The organism is Thalassolituus alkanivorans (assembly GCF_020447205.1).
Classification (GTDB): Bacteria; Pseudomonadota; Gammaproteobacteria; order Pseudomonadales; family Oceanobacteraceae; genus Venatoribacter; species Venatoribacter alkanivorans.
The window spans coordinates 56,958-80,898 of record NZ_JAJAEL010000024.1; the positions used below are offsets into that span (position 1 = coordinate 56,958).

Here is a 23,941-nt window from a genome sequence, read left to right on the forward strand (position 1 = left end):
TCAGGATATTGTCTAAAATGGAGATAGCGTGTCTTATGTCACAAAAAATAACTTCAGCTTTGCCGTGTTCTGGTGGATTCTGTCAACACCAGCAGGCGGGTGTGGGAGAACCGGTGCCAAACATCAGCAGTCAGCAAGACAGTGACACCTTAAAGCGAGTAGAGGAGCAGATCAATATCCTCTCTGGCATCCTCGAACAGGGCCGTCATCATTTACGCTTCCCTGGCCGCCTTGAACAACGTTATCTGGAATTCCGTAATCAGCGTTTTCTGGAAATCGATCAGAAAATTATCATTGCTGGCCTGCTGTTTTACCTCGGCTTTACCTGGTCGGACTTTTATCTGGGCGGGGATAACGCCGGGCTGATTTTTGCCTGCCGCCTGCTGATTACGATTTCCATGTTTGCTTTGCTGTGGTGGATTCCCCGCTCCCGTTTTGCTACTCACATGATGACCATTGCCGCCAGCGGAATTTTTATTGCGGGGCTGTCGGTTATCTTTTTTATTCAGCTGATTCCTGATGCCCTGAAATATGCTTACCATCTCGGGCTGATACCTATTCAGGTATTTACTCTGGTGGCGCTGCGGTTGAGTTACCGCTCTATGCTGATTGTTTCGGTATCGCTGCTGAGTTGTTACGTAATGATGCTGCTGATCAGTGATGCACCGGAGCTCAGTGCTGAGCTGGGGGCCATCGTTGATATTTTTATGCCACTGTTTGTACTGTTCTGGCTGTTGTTGATCGGTATGGGGGCTTATCTGGCTTATGCCATAGAGTCTTCTGCGCGCAGCGATTATATGAAAAACCGCTTACTGGCGCTGGAAGCAGAGCGCTTGCAATACCTGACCCGGCGACTGCATCTGCTGTCGACCACTGACAGCCTGACCGGCATAGCCAATCGCCGTTATCTGGAAGAGTGTCTGGCCAGCGAATGGCGCCGCTGCCTGCGTGCGCAACGGCCGTTGGCCCTGATTATGATCGATATCGATAATTTCAAAGATTATAACGACCGTTATGGCCATCAGCAGGGGGATCGCTGCTTGTACGATATTGCCCGTAATATGGCTTCATTCTGCCAGCGGCCTGGTGATCTTTGTGCCCGGTATGGCGGAGAGGAATTTATTATTATTCTGCCGGATACAGCGCTGGGTGAAGCGGCTTATATGGCTGAAAAAATCCGTGAAAGTATTGTTGCTCTTGGTATCCGCCATGAAGCCTCAGAGTTTTCTGTGGCAACCATCAGCGCCGGCGTGGCAAGTATGATTCCAACGGCGGAAAACAGCAGTGACGATTTGTTGCGTATCGCCGACCGGATGTTGTATCAGGCTAAAGATCAGGGCCGCAACTCGGTGGTTGCGGCCTGAGCCTGTCTGCTGATTCCCTTACCGGCGATTATTTAACCGGCATAGCAAGGTGCACTCAGCTGGCGTTATGCCGAGCGCTCAGTTGCTGGTCTTTTTCTTCCCACAGCTGCTGTACCCATTGCTGGAAGTGCAGGCGGTAGGTGTCGTCATTTTCGTAGTCACCATCCAGCAATTCTTCCGGGATCGGCTTTTCGTTAATAATCACAGTACAACGCTGCATCTTTCCCTGTAAAAAGTCCCAGAACGTCGGAATTCCATCCGGATAGTGAATGGTTACGTCCAGAATTGAGCGGAACTGGTTACCCATCGCATTCATGGCGAAGGCCATACCACCGGCTTTGGGTTTGAGCAGATGCTGAAACTGAGAGTCCTGATCGTCGTGTTTACGCTGAGTAAAGCGCGTACCTTCGAGAAAATTCATCACGCTGGTCGGCATTTCGCGGAATTTTGCACAGGCTTTACGGGTTGTCGCCAGATCCTGTCCGCGTTTTTCCGGATGCTTTTCCAGATACGCTTTGCTGTAGCGTTTCATAAACGGGAAATCCAGTGCCCACCAGGCCGCGCCCATTACCGGAACGCGGATCAGTTCCTGCTTAAGAAAAAACTTCAGCAACGGAATGCGGCCGTTCAGCGCATGTTGCAGCACGATAATATCTACCCAGCTCTGATGGTTGCTGATAACGAAATACCATCCCTTTTTATCCAGACTTACCGGCCGCTGAATATTCCAGTTCATTTTCTGTGTCAGCATCATCCAGCCGGAGTTACAGCTGACCCAGGCATTGGCAATGGCGGTCAGAATCGCGGTAACGCCTTTGCGTACCAATGGCACGGGAATAATGATTTTTACAAAGGTGAAGATAAACAGCAGGGAGCACCAGAACACGATGTTGATAAACAACAGCAGGCTGGCAATAACACCGGTAATAACCGCAAGCATTTATTATTTTCCTTTATTTTGTTGTGACTGAATCGCGGTGAGAGCGATGGTGTAAACAATATCTTCAATCAGTGCGCCACGGGACAAATCGTTTACCGGCTTGGCCAGGCCCTGCAGCATTGGTCCGATGCTGATGACATTGGCGCTGCGCTGTACCGCTTTATAGGTGGTATTGCCCGTATTCAGATCCGGGAATACCAGTACGGTTGCCTGCCCTGCGACCGGGCTGTCCGGCGCTTTACTGCGCGCCACACTCGCCGTGGTAGCTGCATCGTACTGCAAGGGCCCGTCAATCAGCAATTCAGGGCGCTGCTGGCGTACCAGTTCGGTGGCCGCGCGCACTTTTTCCACATCGGCGCCGCTGCCGGATTTACCGGTGCTGTAGCTGAGCATGGCAATGCGTGCGGGAATGCCCATGGCAATGGCAGAGTCGGCACTCTGCATGGCGATATCGGCCAGCTCCTCAGCATCCGGATCAGGGTTGACTGCACAGTCACCGTAAACCAGTACCTGATCCGGCAGTCCCATAAAAAAGACGGAAGATACCAGCTTGGCGCCGGGCGCTGTCTTAATCAGCTGCAGTGCCGGACGGATGGTGTTGGCAGTGGTATGAATTGCGCCGGATACCAGACCATCCACTTCATCCAGCGCCAGCATCATCGTGCCGAGCACCACGTTATCTTCCAGCTGCGCCAGCGCCATAGGTTCGGTCAGCTGCTTGTGTTTGCGTAATTCGACCATGCCGGGTACATAGCGGGCACGTACGCTGGCCGGTTCAATAATCTGCAGACCTTCCGGCAGCTCCACCTCATTGGCCTGGGCGATCTGGTGGATACGTTCCGGATCACCGAGCAGCACACACTGGGCGATACCGCGTTGCTGGCAGATTGCCGCCGCCTGAATGGTACGTGGCTCTTCGCCTTCAGGCAGTACGATACGCTTTTGTGCGGCACGCGCTTTGGCAACAATCTGATAGCGGAAGGCCGCCGGGCTGAGGCGTGAAGCATGGGGCTGGCCCAGACGTTCCATCAGTACCGGAATATTCAGGTGCTCGGCAACGGTGGTCATGATGTGTTGTACCCGGTCAACGTCATCAATGGATACGTGAGTATCCATCTGCGTCAGTTGCTGGGCAGTGGTAAAGGTATCCATGCGGGTCTGCAGTACCGGAATACCGGTCTGCAGTGCCGGGCGGCAGAGGTTAATAACCTGTTCGCCGGGTTGAAGTCCGCTGGTCAGCAGCAGTCCGGCCAGCGGAATACCGCTGCTGACGGCCATGGCTGCAGCCACAATAATATCGTCGCGGTCGCCTGGGGTTACGATCAGCGTGCCGGGACGCAGGACATCCACCATATTGCCCAGTGTGCGGGCACAGAGGGCAATGCGCAGTACGCGCCGGTCAGGTTCGCCTTCGTGCAGGGTCTGAGTATCCAGAGCTCGGGCAATATCCAGTATGCGTGGACTGACCAGTTCGGCTTTCCAGGGGATAACGCCCAGTACCGGACATTGCTTCATGCTGAGCTGCCAGAAAGCATCCTGTTCCTGTTGGCTGACCCCTGCGTCCTGAGACATCAGTTCGCCGGAGGGAATGACCTGCTGAGCGGGTGCTTTACCTGCTTTGTTGATAATGCAGCCCATCAGATTGGCCTGAGAGCCGCCAAAAATACCAACCTGCAGCTTCAGCTCCGATTGTATCTGGGCGGGACTGCGGTTACGGCCACTGGCCACCAGAATCACTTCCGCATTCAGGGCTTTCGCCATCTCGGCGTTGAGTTTGGCGGTGTAGGGTTCGCTGCGGTCAGGCACCAGCCCTTCGATCAGTACCACATCGCAGTCGCGGCTGACTTCATCGTGCAGGGCGATTACGTCTTCCAGTACACGGTCGAGCATGCCGTCGCTGATACGTTGCTGTACCAGATTCAGATGCATCGGATCAGGGGTTGTCAGGTGCAGTACGGTGCGCACCAGATGGCTTGAACGTTCGCTGGCGGCGTAGCCCGGAGCAACCGGCTTAACAAAGCCAACCTTCAGACCCTGCGCATCCAATGCGCGGATCAGACCGAGGCTGATGGTGGTGAGTCCGCTTTCCAGCCCGGTTGGGGCAATAAAAATATTGATCATCAGAGGTTCAGTTCGCAGCAATCAGTTGGTAAGTGTCGAGGGCAATCATGCGCTCTTCTGAGGTTGGTACCACCAGAACCAGCGGTGAACCGGGCTGACTGATGCGTCCGTTTTCATCGCCGTGACAACGGTTCAGTTCGCTGTCGAGACGGAAGTTCATCAGGCGCCAGGCGGCCAGAATACGCTGGCGTACCGGTGCGGCATGTTCGCCGATACCGCCGGTAAAGACCACGGCATCAATGGTTGGCAGAGAGGTTGCCAAAGCGGAAAACTGACGGGCAACGCGGAAACAGAATACCTGGATTGCGCGGTGCGCGCCTTCATGGCCTTCGGCCTCGGCGGCGAGCAGGGTGCGCATATCGTTACTTAAACCAGACAAACCTTTGAGGCCACTGTTACGGTTAAGCTCGTGCATGATCTGCTCCAGCGACAGATTACGGCTGCGCTGCATATGTTCAATCAGGCCTGGGTCAATGTCGCCACAGCGTGATCCCATCACCAGGCCTTCCAGGGGGGTCAGGCCCATGGAGCTGTCGACCGAACGGCCGCAGAGCACGGCGGCGGCGCTGCAACCATTCCCCAGATGGGCAATCAGCAGGTTGCAGTCTTCAGGGGCTTTTTTCAGGCGGCGGGCGGTTTCCTGCGTGACATAGCGGTAGCTGGTGCCGTGGAAGCCATAACGGCGCACCGCATCCTGCTCATACCACTCGTAAGGCACGCCATACAGGTAAGCCGACTCGCTCAGGGTCTGATGGAAGGCAGTGTCAAATACGGCGACCTGTGGCACGCCGGCAAACAGCTCGCGGCACAGCTCAAGCCCAAGCAGATTGATTGGATTATGCAGTGGTGCCAGGGGGGACAGTGTGGCTAGGCGCTGCTGCTGCTCGTCATCAATGATGGTGCTGGCATGAAACAGTTCACCGCCATGCACAACCCGGTGGCCGATGCCCTGAAGATTTTGCAGCACTGAACCACAGCGCTCAATAAAACTCAGCAGTGCGGCTTTATGGCCGGAATCTGCGGGCAGGTCACCCTGATATTCAATAGCGCCCTGAATACGGATGCTGGGCTGGTGTTCATTCAGGCGCTCGGCCAGTGCAGTCAGCAATGGCGCGGATTCATCGGGATTGGCGTACAGAGCAAACTTAATGGATGAGCTGCCACAATTGATGACAAGTACAGATTGGTTCACAGCAGATTCCTTGCTTTTATCGATGTATGCCCGGCTCAGGCCGGGCTGACGGATTTCAGGCTAACTTCCAGACGTTGCAGAACGGTGTAAGCCCCACGACTGGCAACCTCCGGCAATTGCCCCATCGCAAATTTCAGCGCGTAGAGGTAATCGCCTCCTGAGGCTTCAGCACGAATAATCACGGCGGGAATGGCTTGCAGACGGTGGTCACGGCTTTCGATGCTGATCAGCAGCCGTTTACCGACCTTCATTTTCAGTGGCGAAATAATGGCAATACCGCCGATGGCAAAATCGCGGGCAATGGCCATATGGGCTTTTTTCGGCCGGCCAAACAAATTCAGCATGCGGATTTCCAGCTTCAGCGGAGAGGCATCATAGCGTTGACGGAAACGTCGTTCATTGGCTTGCACATTACCCCCTGGGGACTGGTTGCTGCTCGGCGGGAAGGTTTTCCTGCAGAGGCTGCTGGTCATAGCGGTTCAGTTTATTGTGTTCGATCATATTACGAATTTCGTCAATATACTCCTGACCACGGGTTGAGTAGCCATGCAGGCCTTCGGTCAGGGTTTCGCCACTGGCGTAGCCCCGCTGCTCGATTTCCTGTTCACGCAACTCGCGCAGCTCACGGTAGCGCGGGTGGCTGTTCAGGTTGCGCATATAGCTTTCGACTGATTCCAGTGGTGATTCAAAGGCGCGTACTTCATGACGCGAACTGCCGCCACGGGCTTCAGGCACCAGACCACAACCCTCGCGGAAACACCACTGCCCAAACAGATTGTTGCCTTCCTGAGCAAAGCGCGAAGTGCCCCAGGCGGATTCGTTGGCGGCCTGAGCCAGTACCAGTGATGGCGGAATGGTGTTGACCCGCAGTAGCAGCAATGCTTTCTGCTCATCTTCGTCGTCGGTATTCACGCGGTATTTGATCAGCAGTTCCTGCAAGGTTGCCCGGTCACGTTCGGTTAATTCGTCAGGCGCCAGATACCACTTCTCCACGATCTGACGCTCGGCCAGCACCCGTGTATTGGCCTCTTCAATTAACGGCAACAGGTAAGAGAAGAATGCGTTTTTCTTTTCTTTAACGTTCTGGTAACTGCTGAAGTCAGGCAGCGGCTGTATCTGCACGCTGGCACTGCGGACGTCATTGTCTGGTTGCGGGGTGTCTTCCCGGCAACAGCCGGCTAATCCCAGAATGATGATAAATGCTAAGTACTTTGGCATGTAAGAAACTGATTTTTTTTAAGAAAGCTTCGTCTAAGTTTAGCGAATTTAACGCATTCCCCCCAGTACCGGAGCGTGAAGAAACGTCGGCAACGAACTGTCTTACTGATTGACACAATTGAAAGGCATCCGAGTCAGAATATTGTCTTATATTCACAGTCCAGTGATTTTTTGTTACCGCTTATGCGCTTTGGTGTATTCTTGCCGATAAAGCAATAAAGGCGCACCAAATACGCTGGAGTGCGCTGTCTATGGAATATTCAGGAAGCCGATTCTATGTCCAGTCAGCCATTGGTCATCATTGCTGCTGAAACCCTTGCTCTCCAGGCTCAGCTGGGGGATTTGCTGGCTGCGGAAGTCTGTGTGACCGGAGCGATCAATCGCGCACAGCTTTATGACTGGCTGGATGAGCCTTCGCAGATACCGGATCTGCTGATTCTTGAACAGGGCTTGCTGGAAGAAGATCTCCCGGCCTTTTGCCGCCGTTGGCATAATCACCCGCAAACCCGTCATTGCGATATTCTGCTGTTGGGTAGCGCTGATGAGGTTCTGGAAACAGAAGCGCTTATGGCAGGGGTTGCTGATTACCTGCGTAAGCCGCTGAATCCGTTGCTGGCACTGACCCGGATAAAAAAACAGCTGGCCCAGCGGGCACAATGCAAACGGCTGGAAGCCTTGTCGGTGACGGATGGTCTGACACAGATTGCCAACCGCCGGTATCTGGACGAATTTCTTTGTGCGGAGTGGCGCCGGGCGCAACGGGAAGGCGGTAATATCGGCCTGATGATGGTGGATATTGATCACTTTAAAAGCTTTAACGACCATTACGGCCACCCGCAGGGTGACCGTTGCCTGACTCAGGTGGCGCAGTGTCTGCAGAAAACGGTACAGCGGCCACGGGATCTGGTGGCCCGTTACGGCGGCGAAGAGTTTGCACTGGTTCTGCCGTCTGTTCACTTTGAGGGGATGGCCGTGGTTGCCCAGCGTTTGCAGGCTGCTATCGCCGGGCTGGCGATTGCTCATGCAGCATCTGCGGTGAGTCAGTATGTGACCGTGAGTATTGGTCTGGCCTGGTGCGAACCCCAGGCCGATGAAAGCCATGAGCTGTTATTGGCGGCTGCCGATGAGGCGCTTTATGCCGCCAAATCAGCCGGGCGTAATCAATTCAGTGAAACGGTGAATCTGGCGCTGGTGCGCCAATTGCTGGAACACTGATCGTTCAGTTACTGCTTAAATTGGCACTCAGTTTATTCAGCAGAGCGCTGAGGCGCGACGAGGTACTCTGACGCCGGGTTTTCTGCAGCGCAATCCGTTGGAAATCTTCCAGTGCCTGCTGCAGTGAAACCAGTCCGGTGCTGATGACTTCATATTCGTAATGATGATCCTGAATGCTGATTTTCAGCAATTCCATATATTCTGCATTCAGCAGCTGCATCAGGTTAAAGACCTGATCTTTTTCTTCGCAGTTGCTGGCTTCCCAATAGGCATCTTCCAGTGTCTGAATCAGGTCCCAGATCAGTTCGCTGGCCTGACTGATGGTCATGGTGGACATAAGGCTCCTGTACAACATTGATGGTGACTGCTTTAAGCGTAGCAGACCGTCGATATCATGCCGTACAGGTGCGGTTGATCAGTGACTACGGGCAGGCTTGCGGCGGATATACAGGGTTTTACGCGCGCGGGCGACCAGTTCGCCGTCGGCATCGACAATGTGTACTTCATAGGTCGGCAGAAATTTTTCACCGTTCGCGGTTTTATCGCGGATTTCGGCCAGCATGGCATCGGTTACCAGAAAATGTGCACTGACAATACCGCGCCCGGGTTTTATAAAATCAATTTCAGCGCTGGCATCCCAAACGATGTAATCGCGGCCGAGACTGTTCATCAGCAACAGCATGTAAAACGGGTCAATCATAGAGAACAGGCTGCCGCCAAAGTGGGTGCCAACATAGTTACGGTTAAACCAGCGCAGCTTCATTTCGACTTTGGCTTCGCGGAAGTCTTTGGCCAGATAGCGGACTTTGACACCCGCGCCGAGATAAGGCCCGTAAACATTAAGGATGCGGCGTAAACCGGATGCAGAGGTCAGCCACTGGGTGAATTTTTTAATCATAACTTTCTCACGGCATTATTGGCGGCCGCGCAGTCTAGCGGTTGTGGCTGATGCGGAAAAGACAGAAATAAAAAGGAGCCCGCAGGCCCCTGATTATCTTAAGCAGCAGACGCCGGTTCAGCGTCAGAGATCAGTTTTGGTGAAGTGACGCAGGTAGCGCTGGTTGATGTCTTCGCGGGCGAGCAGAATCAGGGCGTCGGCGACATTAAAATCTTTATCGAGACAGGGCTCGCCGCAGACTTTGACGCCAATGCGCAGATAGGCTTTCAGCAGCGATGGCACCAGCGATTTACCGTCGATATCGACATCAATACGTGGCATATGCACTTTAGGTTCAGCACGCATGTGCTCGGGCGTGAAGTGTTTTTCGCGCAGATGATTCACAATGGCGATGGTGCGGGCATAGCCTTCGTTCAGTGGAATACTGGCGCAGCCCATCAGGTAATCGATATTGTGTGCTGACATAAATTGAGCGATGCCGGACCACAGCAGTCCGATGGCGGCGCCACTGCGGAAATCCGGATCAACGCAGGTGCGGCCAATTTCCATATAGGTTTTTCCCGGCAGCACGATGTTGCTGAGGTCAAACTCGGTGGCGGAGTAGAATCCACCGGCGCGTTGTGCCAGCTCGTTGGTCAGGATGCGGCTGTAGCCAATCACCTGGTCGCTCATCACGTCTTTTACAATCAGGTGCAGACAGAGGTCGTCGAAATCATCTTTATCGATGCCTTCGCTGGCGGTGGGCAGGCTGGCGCCCATGCCTTCGGCAAAAACACGATAACGCAGTTCGAGAGCCTGACGTATCTCCTTTGGATCCTGTGTAATACGGGCAACCAGTGGCGATTCGAGGGTTTCAGTCTGTTGGCGTGCAGTGGCTTGCTGCATAGTCAATCCTGTTATCTTGTTGATCAGCGCGACTCTAAGTCAGGGCTGTGACATTTCTATGACAAGTCCGACATTCGTCTAAAGGGCGGCTATGCTAAGTGACGGGGAGGATTTATGAAACCGTTAATTATTACAATTCTGTTACTTTGTTGTGGAACAGTTTCTGCGCAGCCGGTTCTTGGTGAAAACACCGCTGCGGAGCTGGTTTCCCGTGCGTTGCAGGCTGAGCCCCTGCTGTGGCTCCCTTTTCCTATGCCTTATGAAATTGAGCGCAGCAGTAAAGATAAAGATGCCGGATTGCTGGATGGCCTGTTCCGTTATGGGCTGTTGCAGCGTGATAAGCAGATGAGAGTGGCAGAGGTCGAGGAAGACGGCCGGCGTAAACGCAAAGTGCTGGCGACCTGGATTTACGATTATCCGCTGGAACACCGGGAGCAGGGTACTCAGGAAGGGTTTTATTACGGGACCGGCAAACTGAAAAAACTGGTGGAGTTATCGAGCCCTTATAAGATCGGTGATTACTATTACGCCGAGGCCTATATCCAGTGGTATGTCGATGACCTGCAGCTCTGGGCTAAAGATCCGGCTTTCCGTACCGCCCGTACCCTGCGCCGTAGTCTGGAGTCCTTTCAAAAGCCGTTTGAAAAACGGGTTTATCTGCAATACGACGGGGATAGCTGGGGTTTCTGGAATGGTGAACCTGGTTTGCTCTGAATCGTTATCTGTTTATAGCTGAGTACGCAGCCACAGTCCGGGAGGTGTACTCAGTCCTCTGTCCTGATGCAGAATTTCCCCGTTGTTGTCCATCACGTAATAGCTCGGGTAGCCCTGTACCTGATACTGCTCGGCGGTGTTCTTGTTACCCAGCAGAACTTCGCCTGTGAAGCCTACCGAATGAATAAAAGTTTCAACTTCCTGCCGGGTTTCCCAGTCCAGCGCAACCGCCACAACGCGCAGATCTTCACTACCCAGCAGATTGAGTCCGGGCATGCTGACGCGGCAGATGCTGCACCAGGGCGCAAAAAAGTATACCAGTGTACGCGGATGGGCTGCAGGCCAGTTCAGATCTCCGGACGTCAGATAACTGCCGGGGTTCTGGCTGCTATTGGCAGCGTCTGGCTGATTACCTTGTAGTATGGGGAGCTGCAGTGAGGGGGCATAACTGCCGGCATGCAGCATATGGCGGCTGAGCCAGTGACTCAGGGCGCTGAACAGTAAAACAAACAGAAGGAGTTCGGCCGCGCGGCGCAGCCATTTGCTGCGCGCGCTGCGGGGAGAGGATTCAGATGGCTTTGGAGAATCGTTGCTGCTCATGTTGTTGCAGATAGGTATCAAATGCCATGCAGGCATTACGTACCAGTAAGCGTCCTTTGTCGGTGATGCGGATGGCATGCTGATCGATGATTACCAAGCCATCATTCACCATCGGTGCTAACTCATCAAGGCTGCTTTGCAAATGTTGACGACTGTCGATGGCAAACATCTGATCGAGTGCAGCAAATTCGCATTTCAGATGACAGAGCAGTTCGGCAATCACGGTGCGCCGCAGTTTGTCTTCGGCGCTGGCAATCAACAATTTCATCGTCGGCAGGCGGTCATCATTCAGCGCATGCTCCCAGGTTGCCTGAGTTACCTGATTCTGCAGGTAGTAATCGCCAATCTGGCTGATGGACGACACGCCAAAGCCTATCAGATCGCAATCACCGTGGGTGGTGTAGCCCTGAAAATTACGGTGCAGTTTCCCTGCCGCCTGAGCGCGGGCCAATTCATCATCGGGTTTGGCAAAATGGTCCATGCCGACGTAGTGGTAATCAGCAGCAGAGAGTTTAGTGATACAGTGACCCAGAATGGCCAGTTTTTCATCGGCGCCCGGTAGATCGTCGGCACAGATACGGCGCTGTGGCTTAAAGCGCTCCGGCAGGTGGGCATAGTTAAAAACCGATAAGCGGTCGGGAGACATATCAATAATGCTGTCCAGAGTGCGGTCGAAGCTTTCCAGCGTCTGGAAGGGCAGACCGTAGATCAGATCCATATTAATAGAACGGAAACCCAGCGCGCGGGCATCGTTCATAACGGCGCGGATCATGGATTCCGGCTGAATACGGTTAACCGCTTCCTGCACCTTGTGCTCCAGATCCTGCACGCCAAAGCTCAGGCGGTTAAAACCCAGTGAACGCAGTACTTTCAGAGTGTTTGGGCGCAGCTCGCGCGGGTCGATTTCAATAGAGTAATCGGCGCTGTCGGCGTTGCTGAAGCTAAAGTTCTGACGCAGGAACTGCACCAGATCAACCAGCTCGTCATCACTGAGAAACGTCGGCGTACCGCCGCCCAGATGCAGCTGTTCAACTACGGCTTTCTTATCCAGCAGGGCACGTTTCAGCAGAATTTCTTTCTTCAGTTGCTCCAGATAGGGGGCGGCACGCCCGGTATCTTTGGTCACAATTTTATTACAGCCACAGTAGTAACAGACGTGGCGGCAGAACGGGACGTGAATATAGAGCGACAGTGGCTTGCCGGAATCACGTTGACTGAATGCTGCCCGTTCACCCAGATCGTCGGTTGCCGGGCGGAACTCAACGGCAGTCGGGTAGGAGGTGTAACGCGGACCGGGTTTGTTGTAACGCTGGATCAGCAGAGGGTCCCACAGGAGTTGTTCAGTCATGGTGTCGTCACAGGTAACAGAAATCAGCTGTCATTGTAGAGCGTAGGGCTCGCCGGGCCTTGCGCCATATCAAGATGCCAGTCGTGACGTTTAATTGACATTTATTCAACTTTTTACGACTTTGGCCGCTAACAGTCTTGATTTTGCAAAAGATCAGACGTTTTATAGTTAAATTCGATATATAACGACATCTGCAGAAGCAGAGACTTGAAAGGGGTGGGGACATGCCAAAGAAGCCGTTTACAGCGGAAGAGATTGCGGCACAGCGTGAGCGAATTATGGACAGTGCCTCCAGCGTGATGGCCGAAGTTGGCTTTCATCATCTGTCCATGCGCAAGCTGGCGTCGCAGCTGGGAATGACTGCGAGCAATATTTACAACTACTTCCCGAACAAAGAATCTTTATTTATTCATACCCGCCGTCGTGGGTTTGATCTGGCGTTTGCTGATATCAACGAGCAGATGTCGAGCAGTAACAGTCCCACCGATTCTCTCTATGCTTTTGCCGGACAGCTGATTGCCTTTGCCCAGCGCTTCCCCGGTTATTACCAGCTGATGTTTCAGCCACCGCTGCTCAGTCTGGATGAAACTGAAGCCGTTGATCAGGATATTCAGCTGCAGGTCGGACGTCTGGTTGAAGAATGGCAACGACATCTTTTATCGCTGCTCAGTGATGCTGTGCCATCGCTGGCGGAGCGCAGCGAAGCTGCGCAACAGCAATTGGCGTTGTTCTTCGTTGCTTCTATTCACGGTCTGATTGATTCCTACCGCTACCGCGCATTGCCAATGTTGCTGGCTGGGGTGGATCTGATCCCGGATGAAGTGGTGCAGGCACATATCAGCTGGTTATTGTCGACGCTGGAGCGCCAGGCAGAACGTATTGTTTGAGCTGTCTGATGCTTAAATAAAAAACGCCGGTTTAACCGGCGTTTTTTTATGCTCTTTTGCTGCGGGGCATTAAGGCTTTTGCCCCGGAGTCTTACCTTCCAGCACATACACAAAGGCCAGAATCTCGGCAATCACCTGATACAGCTGCTGCGGGATTTCATCACCCAGATCGAGCTGTCCGAGCCAGCGCATGAGTGAGGCATTTTCGTAAACCGGCACCTGATGCTGCAGTGCCAGCTGAATAATGGCCTGAGCCAGCTCATCCTGTCCTTTGGCACTGACTTTGGGTGCACTGACACCGTCATAACTCAGGGCGATGGCTTCGCTGGCTTCAAGCAGTGATTGTGGAATGCTCATTGTGCGTCTCCTCAGCTGTGCACATCCACCAGGCTCTGTCTGATGCTGTTGCGGCTGGTTTCCGGCAGCCGGCCATGGCGGGCGCGTAACTCGCTGACTTCGACTCCCATCTGTTGCAGGCGACTGCGTAACGGCTGCAGGCTGCGTTGCAGTTGCGCCAGTGTGTCCTGCTGTTCTGACCAGAAGGTCGCGGCCAGCTGCGGCAGGGTCATGTCCAGCTCCACGTCCAGCGGCCCCAGTTGCTGCAGTTCGAAATGCAGTTTCAGACGCCAGCGTATGACTTTTTTCTGTTCGTTGTCGCTGCTGCTGGTTTCTTCTTTCTGCAGTTGCAGGCGGATTTCTCTGGGCTGCTGATCATCACGGAAATACAGCGGAATACTGAGGCTGTTGTCGCCGCCATTCTGCAGACGCTGGGCCTGATCAACTTCAAGTTGGGCCAGAGTACTGTGCAGCAGGCGAAAGCCTTCCGGCAGGTTGTCACGCAGACCGGCTGGCAATGACAGTGGCAGCTCCCGCGGTGCCGAGGCCTGCCCATCTCTGCCACGGTGTTGGGCAATGACCTGCAACCAGGCAAGCAGCGCTTTGCCCATAGCGGCTTTACTGTCGCTGTGCAGAAGGTGCTCAATCTGTTGCAGCAGGCTGTTGCTGATTGCAGGAGCGGGCGTTTCTGTTGCTGTTTCAAGTCGCTCGCGCGTCGTCTGCAGGGCTGCTGTTAAGGCATCTGCGGGACTGACCGGTGCCGCTCCGGAAGGGGTATTTGAAGTATTGCCTGCAGCCTGTAATGCCGTTTTGAGTGTTTGCAGATGTTCCGCCGCTTGTGCCATTCCGGCTTTGGCCCAGAGGGTACGGAACAGCGAGCTGCTGTCAGAGGTTACTGCGGAGTCTGGTGTCGCTGCGCCAGGAATACCTGAACCAGAAATACCCGGAGCTGGCTGTGTGAGTGCGCTTTGCAGCAGGGTCATTACTTTGTTTTCGTACATAAGGCCACTGTTCAGCACACTTTCACGCAGGGCTGCGGGCTGTTGCAACTGCGGTATTTGCGGCAGCTGGTTCAGCCACTGCTGCAGCGGCTGACGCACGCTGGCTGGCAGTTCGGGCTGCTGTAACAGTTGCTGCAAAGCCGGGGCGGAGCCCGATAAGAGCCGCGCACTGTCCGTTCTTGATCCCATCTGAGCTGTAGTGGAAGCTGCCTGTTCAGAGCCGGATGGCGTGGTGACCGTACCGGGCAATCCGGCTGCTGAGCCTGCGAGTGGTGCAGTATTGTTGCCCGCTTGTGCTCTGGCCGGGTTGGTATAGATACCGGCTGAATTTACTCCGGCTGGCAGCATGCTGCTGAGCGACGCAGAGGTTGTGGCTGTTGTATTCAGCAAGGGCAGGCGGCTGGCCAGAAACTGGCTGATCAGAGCTGGCAGAGGCGCAGCCGGTTGTCCTGTCTGCTGTCCTGCCGGTTGTCCTGGCTGCGAGACACCGGGGTTGTTGCCTGTGGCAGCAGTTGTTGGCGATACAGGTATCTGTGCCGCGGTTTTGTCGTTGCTTTTCAGACTCGCCAGCAACGCGTCGGCGGCCAGTTTCAGAGTGCTGGCTGAGGTTTCTGCTAACGGGCTGGTCTGCGGCGGGAGTTTTATATCCGTTATGCCCAGGCGCATCTGGCCGTCTGCATCCTGGCTCAATTGCAGGGTTAACTGGGTATTGCGTGGCAGTGGGTACTGACTGCTGACCTGCAGGGTTTGAGGTTTGCCGGAGCTGTCCTGGCCTTCGAGGGTCAGACGGTAACCTTCATCAGTAGCGATGCTGCTGATCACCCGGGCATTAAAATTCTGCGTGGCAGACTGGCGCGCGGCTTCTGAGCTTGTCCCGGCAGTGCCTGTCGCAGCTGTGCTGCTTTGCTGAATGTTGCCGGATGCCGGGGTGTCCACAGCCTTGCCGGCCTCCGTCTGAACCTTATTCAGAGCGGCCGCCTTCAGGGTCGCGGATGAGATAAGAGGGACGGATTCGGGTTGCATAATGTTGATATCGGCCAAGGTTTACGCATCTTTACCCATCTTAGTTCGGCGGCTTCCGTCCTGACAGAGGGATTTTGTATATAATGCCGCGGATTTTTTCGAATAAGGTTCATCATGACCGCCACGTCAGGCTCCACCATTATCGACTTGCAGGCCCGGCAGTTGCTGTGTGAACGCGACGACCGGGTGTTGTTTGAGCAGCTGGATGTAGCGGTTGGCAACGGTGATCTGCTGCAACTGGCGGGGCCGAACGGCGCCGGTAAAACCACGCTGCTGCGTTTGCTGGCCGGACTGAACCGCGATTATGAAGGCGAACTGCTGTGGTGCGGAGAGCCTCTGACCGATGATTTTTCTGCTTATGCTTCACAGCGTTTATATCAGGGCCATCTGGCGGCGGTGAAAAAAGCGCTGACGCCGCTGGAAAACCTGCGCTGGCTGGTCAGCAGCTGGAACGTCAGTGACGATCAGCTGTGGGCGGCACTGGATGAGGTTGAGCTGGGCGGTTATGAAGAAACCACCTGTCAGCAGCTGTCAGCCGGCCAACAGCGCCGCGTGGCTTTGGCACGTTTATGTGTGGCGCCAACCCCGTTGTGGATTCTCGATGAACCCTTTACCGCACTCGATAAAGCCGGCGTGCGCTGGCTGGAAGGTCGCCTGCAGCGTCAGGTGGAAAGTGGCGGCGCGGTGATTATTACCAGCCACCACGCACTGGAGAATATTGCCAGTCTGCGACAGCTGGAGCTGGGGAGTGCGCGCGCATGAGTCTGGTAACTGCAACCATTAAGCGTGACCTGTTACTGGCGGCGCGCAATCCCGGCGAATGGCTGAACCCGCTGATGTTTTTCTTAATGGTCGCAGCACTGTTTCCGCTGGCCGTTGATCCGGACCCTAAGTTTTTGAGCAAGATTGCCGGTGGCGTGATCTGGGTTGCCGCGTTGCTGGCAACCTTGTTGTCGCTGGATGCTCTGTATAAAGCCGATGTGGAAGATGGCTCGCTGGAGCAGTGGCTGGCGTCGGGAGAATCGCTGTATGCGATGTCGCTGGGCAAGGCGCTGGTGCACTGGTGTATCAGTGGGCTGCCGTTAACCCTGATGGCGCCGGTGCTGGGGCTGATGCTGGCGCTGCCGGATGATGCTTTCTGGGCGTTGATTCTGAGTCTGGCGGTGGGAACTCCGGTACTCAGTCTGCTTGGCGCGGTCGGCGCGGCGTTAACGGCGGGTGTGCGCAGCGGTGGTTTGTTGCTCAGCCTGCTGATTCTGCCGCTGTATATTCCGGTTCTGATTTTTGCTGCCAGTGCGGTGTACCATGCGGGCATTGGTATGGCCTGGAACGGCCAGATTGGTTTTCTCGGCGCCATGCTGGCGCTGGCGTTATGTCTGACGCCCTTTGCTTCGGCGGCGGCGTTAAAACTCAACTTATCGCGGTAGTTGTTATGTGGCAGTGGCTTAAACAGCTGTATCACCGTCTGGGATCACCCAAATGGTTTTATGAAATTACCACCGGCTGGATTCCCTGGCTGGCCGTTCTGTCGGTGATCGGCACGGTGGTCGGACTGGTTCTGGGGCTGCTGTATGCGCCCGCGGATTATCTGCAGGGCAACAGCTTCCGCATTATTTATATCCACGTACCGGCGGCCATTCTGGCGCAGAGTGCCTTTATGATGATGGCCGTGGCCGGTGCGGTGTATCTGATCTGGCGGATGAAAATGGCGGCCTGGGTGGCGAAGGTGATTGCGCCGATCGGTGCCAGCTTTTGTCTGATTGCGTTGCTGACCGGGGCCATCTGGGGCAAACCAACCTGGGGTACCTGGTGGGTGTGGGATGCGCGTTTAACCTCGATGCTGTTGCTGCTGTTTTTGTACTTCGGCGTGATGGCGCTGCAGCAGGCGATGGAATCGGAAGACAGCTCTTATCGTGCCGGCGCCATTCTGTCGCTGGTCGGGCTGGTGAATATTCCGATTATCAAATACTCAGTGGAGTGGTGGAACACCCTGCATCAGCCGGCCACGCTGAAGCTGACGGAGAAGCCCAGCATGCATCCGGACATGCTGATACCGCTGCTGATCATGATTGTTACCACCTATGTGTTCTTCGCTCTGCTGGTCATTCTGCGTACGCGCAATGAAATTTTATGGCACGAACGTAAGCGCAGCTGGGTCAAACAGATTCTGGAGTCCTGATGGAATTCAACAGTGTTAGCGAATTTCTGGCCATGGGTCACCACGGCCTGTACGTCTGGCTGTCTTATGGCCTGACCGCCGTGATTATTGCTTTAAATGTGGCTCAGCCGTTGCTGCGTCGTCGTCGTTTACTGAAAGAGCAGGCCCAGCGTCTGCGCCGGGAGAAAAAGCATGCACCCCAAGCGTAAAAAACGTCTGACTCTGATTCTGTTTATGGTGCTCGGTGTGAGTACTGCCGTTGGTCTGCTGATGTATTCGCTCAGCCAGAATATCAATCTGTTTATGACGCCGACCCAGATCGCCAGTGGTGAAGCGCCGGTTGGCCGTACTATCCGCGCTGGTGGTCTGGTCGAGCCGGGCAGTGTCGTGCGCGATGACAGTGGCCTGGGAGTGCGCTTTGTGGTCAGTGACGGTATGTCGGAAGTAACCATTGCCTACGAAGGTATCCTGCCGGATCTGTTCCGCGAAGGGCAGGGGATTGTGGCGATGGGCAAACTGGGTGAGGACGGTGTATTCGTCGCCTCGGAAGTGCTGGCCAAACACGATGAAAACTATATGCCGCCGGAAGTGAAGGATGCGCTGGAAAAAGCGCACCAGAACGGTAAGCAGGCCTTAGAAGAAGCGAGATACTGACATGGGAAATCTGTCCGGAATGCTGCCTGAGTTTGGCCAGCTGGCACTGATTTTTGCGCTGCTGGTGGCTGCGATTCAGGTGGTGGTACCGCTGGTCGGTGTGCGCCGTGGTCAGGGCTGGCTGATGGCTTATGCCCGCCCGCTGGCCAGTGCACAGGCGTTATTTCTGATCATCAGTCTGGTGATTCTGGCTTACTGCTTTGTGGTGGATGATTTCTCGGTGGCTTATGTCGCCAAAAACTCCAACACCGCTTTACCGACTGCATTCAAGATCAGCGCGGTCTGGGGCGCTCACGAAGGCTCGCTGTTGCTGTGGGTAACCATGCTGGGCTGCTGGGGGCTGGCGGTTGCCTGGTTCAGTAAATCGCTGCCGCTGGATATGGTGGCGCGGGTGCTGTCGATTATGGGGATGGTGTCGGTGGGCTTTATTCTGTTCACCCTGGAAACGTCTAATCCCTTTGAACGTAACCTGCCGAGCATGCCGCAGGAAGGCGCTGACCTGAATCCGCTGCTGCAGGATTTTGGTCTGATCGTGCACCCGCCAACGCTGTATATGGGCTACGTCGGTCTGTCGGTTGCCTTTGCTTTTGCTCTGGCGGCGTTGCTGGGGGGGCGTCTGGACGCCGCCTGGGCGCGCTGGTCACGTCCGTGGACCATGGCTGCCTGGATCTTTCTGACCCTGGGTATTGCTCTGGGCAGCTGGTGGGCCTATTACGAGCTTGGCTGGGGCGGCTGGTGGTTCTGGGACCCGGTTGAGAATGCTTCATTAATGCCGTGGCTGGTGGCCACTGCGTTGCTGCACTCGCTGGCGGTGACTGAAAAACGCGGCCTGTTTAAAAGCTGGACGGTGTTGCTCGCTATCTTTGCTTTTTCCCTGAGTTTGTTGGGTACCTTCCTGGTGCGCTCCGGTGTGCTGACCTCGGTACATGCCTTTGCCTCTGACCCTGAGCGCGGGGTGTTTATTCTGGCGCTGCTGGGTATCTGTGTGGGTGGCTCCTTATTGCTGTATGCCATTAAAGCGCCGACCGTGGCGTCGGTGGGCCGTTATAGCTGGGTGTCGCGTGAAAGCTTCCTGCTGCTTAATAACCTGTTGTTGCTGGTGGCTGCCTTTGCCATTCTGCTGGGCACCCTGTATCCGCTGATTATCGACTTTATGGGCATGGGCAAGCTGTCGGTGGGTGCGTCCTGGTTCAACTTTATGTTTGTACCTATCAGCGTCGTGCTGGGGCTGGTGATTGCGCTGGGTGCTATGGCGCGCTGGAAAGCCGATGACCTTAAGCGTCTGGGCTCTGAAACCGTGGCGGCGATGGTTGCCGCTGTGCTGTTGGGTTTTGCGGTACCTCTGCTGGCTGACGGCACAATGAACTGGAAAGTGCTGCTGGGTATGGGCGTCAGTTTCTGGTTGATTGGCGCCACGCTGGTGGATGTCTGGAAAAAAGCCCGTGGCCGTTTAAGCCGTATTCCGCAGCTGGGTCTGAGCTATCAGGGCATGGTACTGGCGCACCTTGGTGTGGCGATTACCATTATCGGCGTCACCATGGTGGCGAATTACAGCACAGAAGTGTCGGTTCGTATGGCCAAAGGCGATTCGGAAATGCTTGGTGATTACCGCTTTGAATTTGTTGATGCCGGCCATGTGGAAGGACCGAACTACGTTTCTGATGCCATTCGTTTCCGTGTCTATGACGGCGAGCGTGAGATTGCTCTGCTGCAGCCGGAGAAACGCCGTTACAACGCCAGCGGTTCGATCATGACCGAAGCGGCGATTGATGTATCGTTGTTCCGCGATGTGTATGTCTCCATGGGTGAACCTCTGGCCGATGGTGCCTGGGGTATGCGTCTGCAGGTAAAACCTTTTATGCGCTGGGTATGGCTGGGGGCAATCTTTATGTCGGTGGGCGGCTTGCTGGCCATGCTGGATAAGCGTTACCGCCAGCGTAAAAATGCACCACAGAATAATGCTCAGGCAAACACTGCACAGGAGGTGACCGCATGAACCGCGCGTTCCTTTTTATTCCACTGGTCGGTTTTATTGCCATGGGCATTCTGTTCTGGATCGGTCTGGGTCAGGAGGATAAAACCTCGCTGCCGTCACCATTAATCGGTAAGCCGTTTCCGACCTTTATTCTGAATACCGTTGAGTCCGGCGAAAGCACCAATCATTTACCGCAGGAGCCGGTGTTGGTGAATGTTTGGGCAACCTGGTGCCCAACCTGTAAAGCCGAGCATGCTTTTTTAAATGAGCTGGCCAAAGAAGGCGTTAAAATCGTCGGCATTAATTACAAAGACGATGATTTTAAAGCCCGTCAGTGGCTGCAGGCTTACGGCAATCCTTATCTGTTTAATATCGCCGATCCTGATGGCAAGTTAGGTCTGGAACTCGGCGTTTATGGCGCGCCGGAAACCTTTCTGGTCGACAGCAAAGGGATTATCCGCGCTAAGCATATCGGCGATCTGAATCCTGCGGTCTGGGACAAACTGCAGCCGCAATTTGAGGCGATGCAATGAAGCAAATTTTCTTGTTTCTCTGTCTGTTGTTGCCACTGTCAGCGCTGGCAACGGTCGATGGTTATAAATATCCCTTTGACGATCCTGACGATGCCGCGCGCTTTGAGCAGCTGGCACAGGATTTACGCTGCCCGAAATGTCAGAACCAGAATCTGGCGGACTCCAATGCCCCGGTCGCGGTTGATCTGCGCGATAAAGTGTACGAGCTGATGCAGGAAGGTCAGAGCGACGAAGAAATTGTCGGCTATCTGGTCGACCGTTATGGCGATTTTGTGCGTTATAACCCGCCATTCCGCGCAGAAACCTTTTTGCTGTGGTTTGGTCCTGCGCTGGTTTTCGTATTTGGTTTGTTATTACTGGTGCTGATCCGTCGCGGTCAGAAACAACCAGCAGCACCGTTAAGTGCAGAAGAGCAGGCACGTCTGCAAGCATTAAAAAATAAGGCGAAATCTTCATGATCTGGGCACTGTTATTACTGAGTCTGTTACTGCTGATGTTTTTGCTGGTGCCGGTCTGGCACCGGGAAAAAGCTGATGACCGTTATCAGAGTGAAGAAAATCTGCGTCTGTATCAGGAACGCACCGATGAGCTGGCGGCCAGCGATCTGGATGAGGAACAAAAGCAGGCACTGCAGCTGGAGCTGGATCGTGAATTTCTGGCGTCCAGCGGTAATGCCGGTCGTCAGGCAGTAGCATCTCCTGCACGTTATCGCTGGCCGGTTGCTCTGGCGTTGCTGCTGTTTTCTGTGGCCGGAACCGTCTTGCTGTATCAGCAGTGGGGGGCCGCGAATGAGCTGCGCGCCACTGAGTTGCTGGAAAAAGCCAGTCAGGTTGAACTGACGCAGCCGGAACGCAGTGAATTAATTGAGCGCCTTGCCGCTGCCGGACAAAAGCAACCGGGCAATATCGAGTGGAATTACCTGCGCGGCCGTTTACTGAATGCCAATGGCGATTTTGCTCAGGCCGCAGAAGTCTTTGCCGATATTCTGGTTGCCTTGCCGGAAGAGGCAACCGCTGACCGTGCGGCGACTATGACACTCCTGGCTCAGGCACGCTTCTTTGCCGCTGATCAGAAAGCGGATAACGGCATGTACCAGCTGTTAAAAGACGCACTGGCACTGACTCCGGGTTATCGTCAGGCGTTAGGTATGGCCGGTATGCTCGCCTTCGAATTAAAAGATTATCAGGGCGCCGTTAATTACTGGCGTCAGCTGTGGCTGGGCATGGGCGATTCCCCGGAAGCGCAAATGCTGGCACAGGGTATTTTACGTGCGGTTGAACACGTGCGTGAGCAGGGTGGTGAGGTGGATTTAAGCTGGATGAAACGCAGCGAAATTAAAGTGCTGGTCGACCTTTCTGCTGAAGCTAAGGCCGCCGTTGATCCGGCGGATACTGTGTTTGTTTTGGCCCGTGCTGTCAGTGGCCCGCCAATGCCATTAGCCGTACAGAAGCTGACAGTCGCTCAGTTACCACAGGTGATTACCCTGAGTGACGCACAGGCGATGGCGCCGGGTATGAACCTCAGCAGTCATGAACAGGTCGCGTTAGTGGCGCGGATTTCCAAATCGGGCCAGCCAATGCCACAAAGTGGTGACTGGCAGGCCGAGCAGTCACCCGTCAGTAATCATGAAGAAAATCTGATTAAACTGACCATCAGTGACTTGCTGCCTTAGTATTCAGCAGTGCCTGGCATTCAGCGACAGGCATAAATAAAAAAAACCGGGCACTGCCCGGTTTTTTTAGCGCGAATATTTCCGTTTTTCAGAAATTCCAGAACACGCTGCCGGTCAGAGCGTAGGCATAAAAGGTGTTATCCGGCAGTTCTACGGTTTGTGCTGAATTCAGCTTTTCTTTAATGCCATCACGCCAGCTGCCGTTGGCATCCAGCATAACCATCGCACCGACTTCCGGACGGAATTGGTAGCCAATACCGGCGGTTAAACGCAGATCAATGCCACCGCCAAAATTGCGGGTAAGCGCTTTGTTATTTCCGCTGTTCAGTACGTTTTCATACAGGTTTAACCCTAACTGAGCACCGGCAATATAACGCAGCCCCAGTGACTGGTTCATAAAGTAGCTGTCGTATTCATAGCCACCGGTCAGGCTGAAAGAGCTGGCATCTTCGAATACAACCTCCAGGGTATCTTCTGGTTTATAGCGGGTTGCCGCAAAGTATTCGGCTTCGGTGGTAATAATATTACCCGCAGAATCCTTAAAGGAGCCGTTACTGATACCTGTCTGAATCGGATTAAACAACGCCGGAGTATTGCGGATATAGTCTTCGATAGAATCGGCAAAGCTTTCGGTCTGATCCGTGCTTTCCCAGCCGAAGCGGGAAAAGCTGATTTTCTGATAATGAATACCCAGCAGCCAGTAACCGCCATTGCCCATATGGTAGGCCATGGTGGTATCCAGAGCCTGATAGTTCATTGCCGCTACATCTTCCTGCACCGGGCCGGAAAAGCCACTGGCGTCCCACTTTTCTGTTTCTTCCTGAGCAATCAGCGTTGAGGCTGTCTTAATAAAGAAACCGAAATGTTCGTCAATGGCGGTATAGCCGCCGGAGCGCTGAACAAAATTGGTGGCAGAGAAACTTGAATCGACCTTTGAACCGCCAAAGTTATCGAGGTGCTCCGAGTAATTCACATTCTCAAAGCCGGCAGCAAAGAAGCTGTAGGACGTATTGGAAAATTCGGCCTGTGCCAGAGGAGCGGCGAGGCAAAGTGCAAGGGTGAGGCGGTTGGATTTCATAGCGGCATCCTGCAGTCATTTGTCAGAATGACTATACAAAAGCCGTCAGATTTTCGCTATTGGCGTGTTTGATCATTCGCGTGGCCGGATAATATTGGCCCGCGAATGAACATCGGCTTCCGCAACCGT

The 23,941-nt window shown here is 54.4% G+C and carries 26 protein-coding genes; 13 read left to right on the plus strand and 13 right to left on the minus strand.

The window, feature by feature from the left end:
* Positions 1–113: 113 nt before the first annotated feature.
* The gene (locus LGT44_RS20150; protein WP_225691677.1) at positions 114–1,364 is read left to right on the plus strand and encodes a GGDEF domain-containing protein; all 1,251 of its coding nucleotides are present in this window, start codon (positions 114–116) and stop codon (positions 1,362–1,364) included.
* Between the two features lie 55 nt (positions 1,365–1,419).
* On the opposite strand, the gene LGT44_RS09180 is transcribed toward LGT44_RS20150, so the two are convergent.
* Genes LGT44_RS09180 through LGT44_RS09200 form a run of 5 tightly spaced genes read right to left on the minus strand, consistent with a single transcriptional unit; the run spans position 1,420 to position 6,835 of the window.
* Complete coding sequence (locus tag LGT44_RS09180) at positions 1,420–2,304, minus strand: acyltransferase (protein WP_230330685.1); 885 nt, start codon at positions 2,302–2,304, stop codon at positions 1,420–1,422.
* Between the two features lie 3 nt (positions 2,305–2,307).
* Complete coding sequence (gene pta / locus LGT44_RS09185; protein WP_145469366.1) at positions 2,308–4,425, minus strand: phosphate acetyltransferase; 2,118 nt, start codon at positions 4,423–4,425, stop codon at positions 2,308–2,310.
* Between the two features lie 7 nt (positions 4,426–4,432).
* Positions 4,433–5,617, minus strand: coding sequence for an acetate/propionate family kinase (locus tag LGT44_RS09190; RefSeq protein WP_230330684.1), 1,185 nt, complete (start codon positions 5,615–5,617; stop codon positions 4,433–4,435).
* Between the two features lie 35 nt (positions 5,618–5,652).
* On the minus strand, positions 5,653–6,027 hold the full coding sequence (locus LGT44_RS09195) for a PilZ domain-containing protein (protein WP_186435938.1): 375 nt from the start codon (positions 6,025–6,027) through the stop codon (positions 5,653–5,655).
* A 1-nt stretch (position 6,028) separates the two neighbouring features.
* On the minus strand, positions 6,029–6,835 hold the full coding sequence (locus LGT44_RS09200) for a glucosaminidase domain-containing protein (RefSeq protein WP_230330683.1): 807 nt from the start codon (positions 6,833–6,835) through the stop codon (positions 6,029–6,031).
* 276 nt (positions 6,836–7,111) lie between these two features.
* On the opposite strand from LGT44_RS09200, the gene LGT44_RS09205 reads away from it, so the two are divergent.
* Positions 7,112–8,050: a GGDEF domain-containing protein gene (locus tag LGT44_RS09205; protein ID WP_225691681.1), complete on the plus strand. Its 939-nt coding sequence runs from the start codon at positions 7,112–7,114 to the stop codon at positions 8,048–8,050.
* Between the two features lie 4 nt (positions 8,051–8,054).
* Here the strand turns inward: LGT44_RS09205 and LGT44_RS09210 are convergent, their stop codons facing one another.
* The 3 genes from LGT44_RS09210 to LGT44_RS09220 all read right to left on the minus strand — a co-directional run bounded on the left by LGT44_RS09210 (position 8,055) and on the right by LGT44_RS09220 (position 9,833).
* Entirely contained in the window at positions 8,055–8,387 is a 333-nt protein-coding gene (locus LGT44_RS09210) for a hypothetical protein (protein ID WP_145469371.1), read from the minus strand.
* A 78-nt stretch (positions 8,388–8,465) separates the two neighbouring features.
* Entirely contained in the window at positions 8,466–8,948 is a 483-nt protein-coding gene (locus LGT44_RS09215) for a DUF4442 domain-containing protein (protein WP_225691682.1), read from the minus strand.
* A gap of 123 nt (positions 8,949–9,071) precedes the next feature.
* Positions 9,072–9,833, minus strand: coding sequence for a GNAT family N-acetyltransferase (locus tag LGT44_RS09220; RefSeq protein ID WP_145469373.1), 762 nt, complete (start codon positions 9,831–9,833; stop codon positions 9,072–9,074).
* A gap of 114 nt (positions 9,834–9,947) precedes the next feature.
* On the opposite strand from LGT44_RS09220, the gene LGT44_RS09225 reads away from it, so the two are divergent.
* Positions 9,948–10,547, plus strand: coding sequence for a hypothetical protein (locus LGT44_RS09225; protein ID WP_225691683.1), 600 nt, complete (start codon positions 9,948–9,950; stop codon positions 10,545–10,547).
* Between the two features lie 12 nt (positions 10,548–10,559).
* Here LGT44_RS09225 and LGT44_RS09230 read toward each other — a convergent pair whose 3' ends face one another.
* Positions 10,560–11,147, minus strand: coding sequence for a TlpA family protein disulfide reductase (locus LGT44_RS09230; protein ID WP_230330682.1), 588 nt, complete (start codon positions 11,145–11,147; stop codon positions 10,560–10,562).
* Complete coding sequence (hemN, locus tag LGT44_RS09235) at positions 11,116–12,495, minus strand: oxygen-independent coproporphyrinogen III oxidase (protein WP_145469376.1); 1,380 nt, start codon at positions 12,493–12,495, stop codon at positions 11,116–11,118. Before hemN ends, LGT44_RS09230 begins: the two co-directional genes overlap by 32 nt.
* Before the next feature lie 224 nt (positions 12,496–12,719).
* On the opposite strand from hemN, the gene LGT44_RS09240 reads away from it, so the two are divergent.
* Positions 12,720–13,382 (plus strand): TetR/AcrR family transcriptional regulator, encoded by a 663-nt coding sequence (locus tag LGT44_RS09240; protein ID WP_145469377.1) that lies wholly within the window; start codon positions 12,720–12,722, stop codon positions 13,380–13,382.
* 69 nt (positions 13,383–13,451) lie between these two features.
* Here LGT44_RS09240 and LGT44_RS09245 read toward each other — a convergent pair whose 3' ends face one another.
* Together LGT44_RS09245 and LGT44_RS20155 are read right to left on the minus strand one after the other, a co-directional pair.
* Positions 13,452–13,739 carry an EscU/YscU/HrcU family type III secretion system export apparatus switch protein gene (locus tag LGT44_RS09245; protein WP_230330681.1) on the minus strand — a complete coding sequence of 96 codons (288 nt, stop codon included), beginning with the start codon at positions 13,737–13,739 and terminating at the stop codon, positions 13,452–13,454.
* An 11-nt stretch (positions 13,740–13,750) separates the two neighbouring features.
* Positions 13,751–15,655: a flagellar hook-length control protein FliK gene (locus LGT44_RS20155; RefSeq protein ID WP_230330680.1), complete on the minus strand. Its 1,905-nt coding sequence runs from the start codon at positions 15,653–15,655 to the stop codon at positions 13,751–13,753.
* A 201-nt stretch (positions 15,656–15,856) separates the two neighbouring features.
* On the opposite strand from LGT44_RS20155, the gene ccmA reads away from it, so the two are divergent.
* Genes ccmA through ccmI form a run of 9 tightly spaced genes read left to right on the plus strand, consistent with a single transcriptional unit; the run spans position 15,857 to position 22,734 of the window.
* On the plus strand, positions 15,857–16,504 hold the full coding sequence (gene ccmA / locus LGT44_RS09255) for a cytochrome c biogenesis heme-transporting ATPase CcmA (protein ID WP_145469380.1): 648 nt from the start codon (positions 15,857–15,859) through the stop codon (positions 16,502–16,504).
* Positions 16,501–17,169 carry a heme exporter protein CcmB gene (ccmB, locus tag LGT44_RS09260; RefSeq protein ID WP_145469381.1) on the plus strand — a complete coding sequence of 223 codons (669 nt, stop codon included), beginning with the start codon at positions 16,501–16,503 and terminating at the stop codon, positions 17,167–17,169. The genes ccmA and ccmB overlap by 4 nt, the downstream gene beginning before the upstream one ends.
* A 5-nt stretch (positions 17,170–17,174) precedes the next feature.
* Positions 17,175–17,921 carry a heme ABC transporter permease gene (locus LGT44_RS09265; protein WP_145469382.1) on the plus strand — a complete coding sequence of 249 codons (747 nt, stop codon included), beginning with the start codon at positions 17,175–17,177 and terminating at the stop codon, positions 17,919–17,921.
* The gene (ccmD, locus tag LGT44_RS09270; protein WP_145469383.1) at positions 17,921–18,109 is read left to right on the plus strand and encodes a heme exporter protein CcmD; all 189 of its coding nucleotides are present in this window, start codon (positions 17,921–17,923) and stop codon (positions 18,107–18,109) included. The genes LGT44_RS09265 and ccmD overlap by 1 nt, the downstream gene beginning before the upstream one ends.
* Positions 18,093–18,554 (plus strand): cytochrome c maturation protein CcmE, encoded by a 462-nt coding sequence (ccmE, locus tag LGT44_RS09275; protein WP_145469384.1) that lies wholly within the window; start codon positions 18,093–18,095, stop codon positions 18,552–18,554. Before ccmD ends, ccmE begins: the two co-directional genes overlap by 17 nt.
* Before the next feature lie 19 nt (positions 18,555–18,573).
* Positions 18,574–20,550, plus strand: coding sequence for a heme lyase CcmF/NrfE family subunit (locus tag LGT44_RS09280; protein ID WP_230330717.1), 1,977 nt, complete (start codon positions 18,574–18,576; stop codon positions 20,548–20,550).
* The gene (locus LGT44_RS09285; protein WP_145469385.1) at positions 20,547–21,062 is read left to right on the plus strand and encodes a DsbE family thiol:disulfide interchange protein; all 516 of its coding nucleotides are present in this window, start codon (positions 20,547–20,549) and stop codon (positions 21,060–21,062) included. The genes LGT44_RS09280 and LGT44_RS09285 overlap by 4 nt, the downstream gene beginning before the upstream one ends.
* Positions 21,059–21,520 carry a cytochrome c-type biogenesis protein gene (locus LGT44_RS09290; RefSeq protein WP_145469386.1) on the plus strand — a complete coding sequence of 154 codons (462 nt, stop codon included), beginning with the start codon at positions 21,059–21,061 and terminating at the stop codon, positions 21,518–21,520. The genes LGT44_RS09285 and LGT44_RS09290 overlap by 4 nt, the downstream gene beginning before the upstream one ends.
* The gene (gene ccmI, locus LGT44_RS09295; RefSeq protein ID WP_230330679.1) at positions 21,517–22,734 is read left to right on the plus strand and encodes a c-type cytochrome biogenesis protein CcmI; all 1,218 of its coding nucleotides are present in this window, start codon (positions 21,517–21,519) and stop codon (positions 22,732–22,734) included. The genes LGT44_RS09290 and ccmI overlap by 4 nt, the downstream gene beginning before the upstream one ends.
* Positions 22,735–22,822: 88 nt before the next feature.
* Here the strand turns inward: ccmI and LGT44_RS09300 are convergent, their stop codons facing one another.
* Positions 22,823–23,812 (minus strand): hypothetical protein, encoded by a 990-nt coding sequence (locus LGT44_RS09300; protein ID WP_145469388.1) that lies wholly within the window; start codon positions 23,810–23,812, stop codon positions 22,823–22,825.
* Positions 23,813–23,941: the final 129 nt, after the last annotated feature.

Coding starts and splice junctions, on each gene's coding strand:
- LGT44_RS09200 (WP_230330683.1), bottom strand. CDS start 6,835: ATGCCAAAGTACTTAGCATTTATCATCATTCTGGGATTAGCCGGCTGT.
- LGT44_RS09300 (WP_145469388.1), bottom strand. CDS start 23,812: ATGAAATCCAACCGCCTCACCCTTGCACTTTGCCTCGCCGCTCCTCTG.
- ccmB (WP_145469381.1), top strand. CDS start 16,501: ATGAGTCTGGTAACTGCAACCATTAAGCGTGACCTGTTACTGGCGGCG.
- LGT44_RS09210 (WP_145469371.1), bottom strand. CDS start 8,387: ATGTCCACCATGACCATCAGTCAGGCCAGCGAACTGATCTGGGACCTG.
- ccmA (WP_145469380.1), top strand. CDS start 15,857: ATGACCGCCACGTCAGGCTCCACCATTATCGACTTGCAGGCCCGGCAG.
- LGT44_RS09290 (WP_145469386.1), top strand. CDS start 21,059: ATGAAGCAAATTTTCTTGTTTCTCTGTCTGTTGTTGCCACTGTCAGCG.
- ccmE (WP_145469384.1), top strand. CDS start 18,093: ATGCACCCCAAGCGTAAAAAACGTCTGACTCTGATTCTGTTTATGGTG.
- ccmD (WP_145469383.1), top strand. CDS start 17,921: ATGGAATTCAACAGTGTTAGCGAATTTCTGGCCATGGGTCACCACGGC.
- hemN (WP_145469376.1), bottom strand. CDS start 12,495: ATGACTGAACAACTCCTGTGGGACCCTCTGCTGATCCAGCGTTACAAC.
- pta (WP_145469366.1), bottom strand. CDS start 4,425: ATGATCAATATTTTTATTGCCCCAACCGGGCTGGAAAGCGGACTCACC.
- LGT44_RS09285 (WP_145469385.1), top strand. CDS start 20,547: ATGAACCGCGCGTTCCTTTTTATTCCACTGGTCGGTTTTATTGCCATG.
- LGT44_RS09215 (WP_225691682.1), bottom strand. CDS start 8,948: ATGATTAAAAAATTCACCCAGTGGCTGACCTCTGCATCCGGTTTACGC.
- LGT44_RS09240 (WP_145469377.1), top strand. CDS start 12,720: ATGCCAAAGAAGCCGTTTACAGCGGAAGAGATTGCGGCACAGCGTGAG.
- LGT44_RS09225 (WP_225691683.1), top strand. CDS start 9,948: ATGAAACCGTTAATTATTACAATTCTGTTACTTTGTTGTGGAACAGTT.
- LGT44_RS09280 (WP_230330717.1), top strand. CDS start 18,574: ATGCTGCCTGAGTTTGGCCAGCTGGCACTGATTTTTGCGCTGCTGGTG.
- LGT44_RS09230 (WP_230330682.1), bottom strand. CDS start 11,147: ATGAGCAGCAACGATTCTCCAAAGCCATCTGAATCCTCTCCCCGCAGC.
- ccmI (WP_230330679.1), top strand. CDS start 21,517: ATGATCTGGGCACTGTTATTACTGAGTCTGTTACTGCTGATGTTTTTG.
- LGT44_RS09265 (WP_145469382.1), top strand. CDS start 17,175: ATGTGGCAGTGGCTTAAACAGCTGTATCACCGTCTGGGATCACCCAAA.
- LGT44_RS09245 (WP_230330681.1), bottom strand. CDS start 13,739: ATGAGCATTCCACAATCACTGCTTGAAGCCAGCGAAGCCATCGCCCTG.
- LGT44_RS09220 (WP_145469373.1), bottom strand. CDS start 9,833: ATGCAGCAAGCCACTGCACGCCAACAGACTGAAACCCTCGAATCGCCA.
- LGT44_RS09205 (WP_225691681.1), top strand. CDS start 7,112: ATGTCCAGTCAGCCATTGGTCATCATTGCTGCTGAAACCCTTGCTCTC.
- LGT44_RS09180 (WP_230330685.1), bottom strand. CDS start 2,304: ATGCTTGCGGTTATTACCGGTGTTATTGCCAGCCTGCTGTTGTTTATC.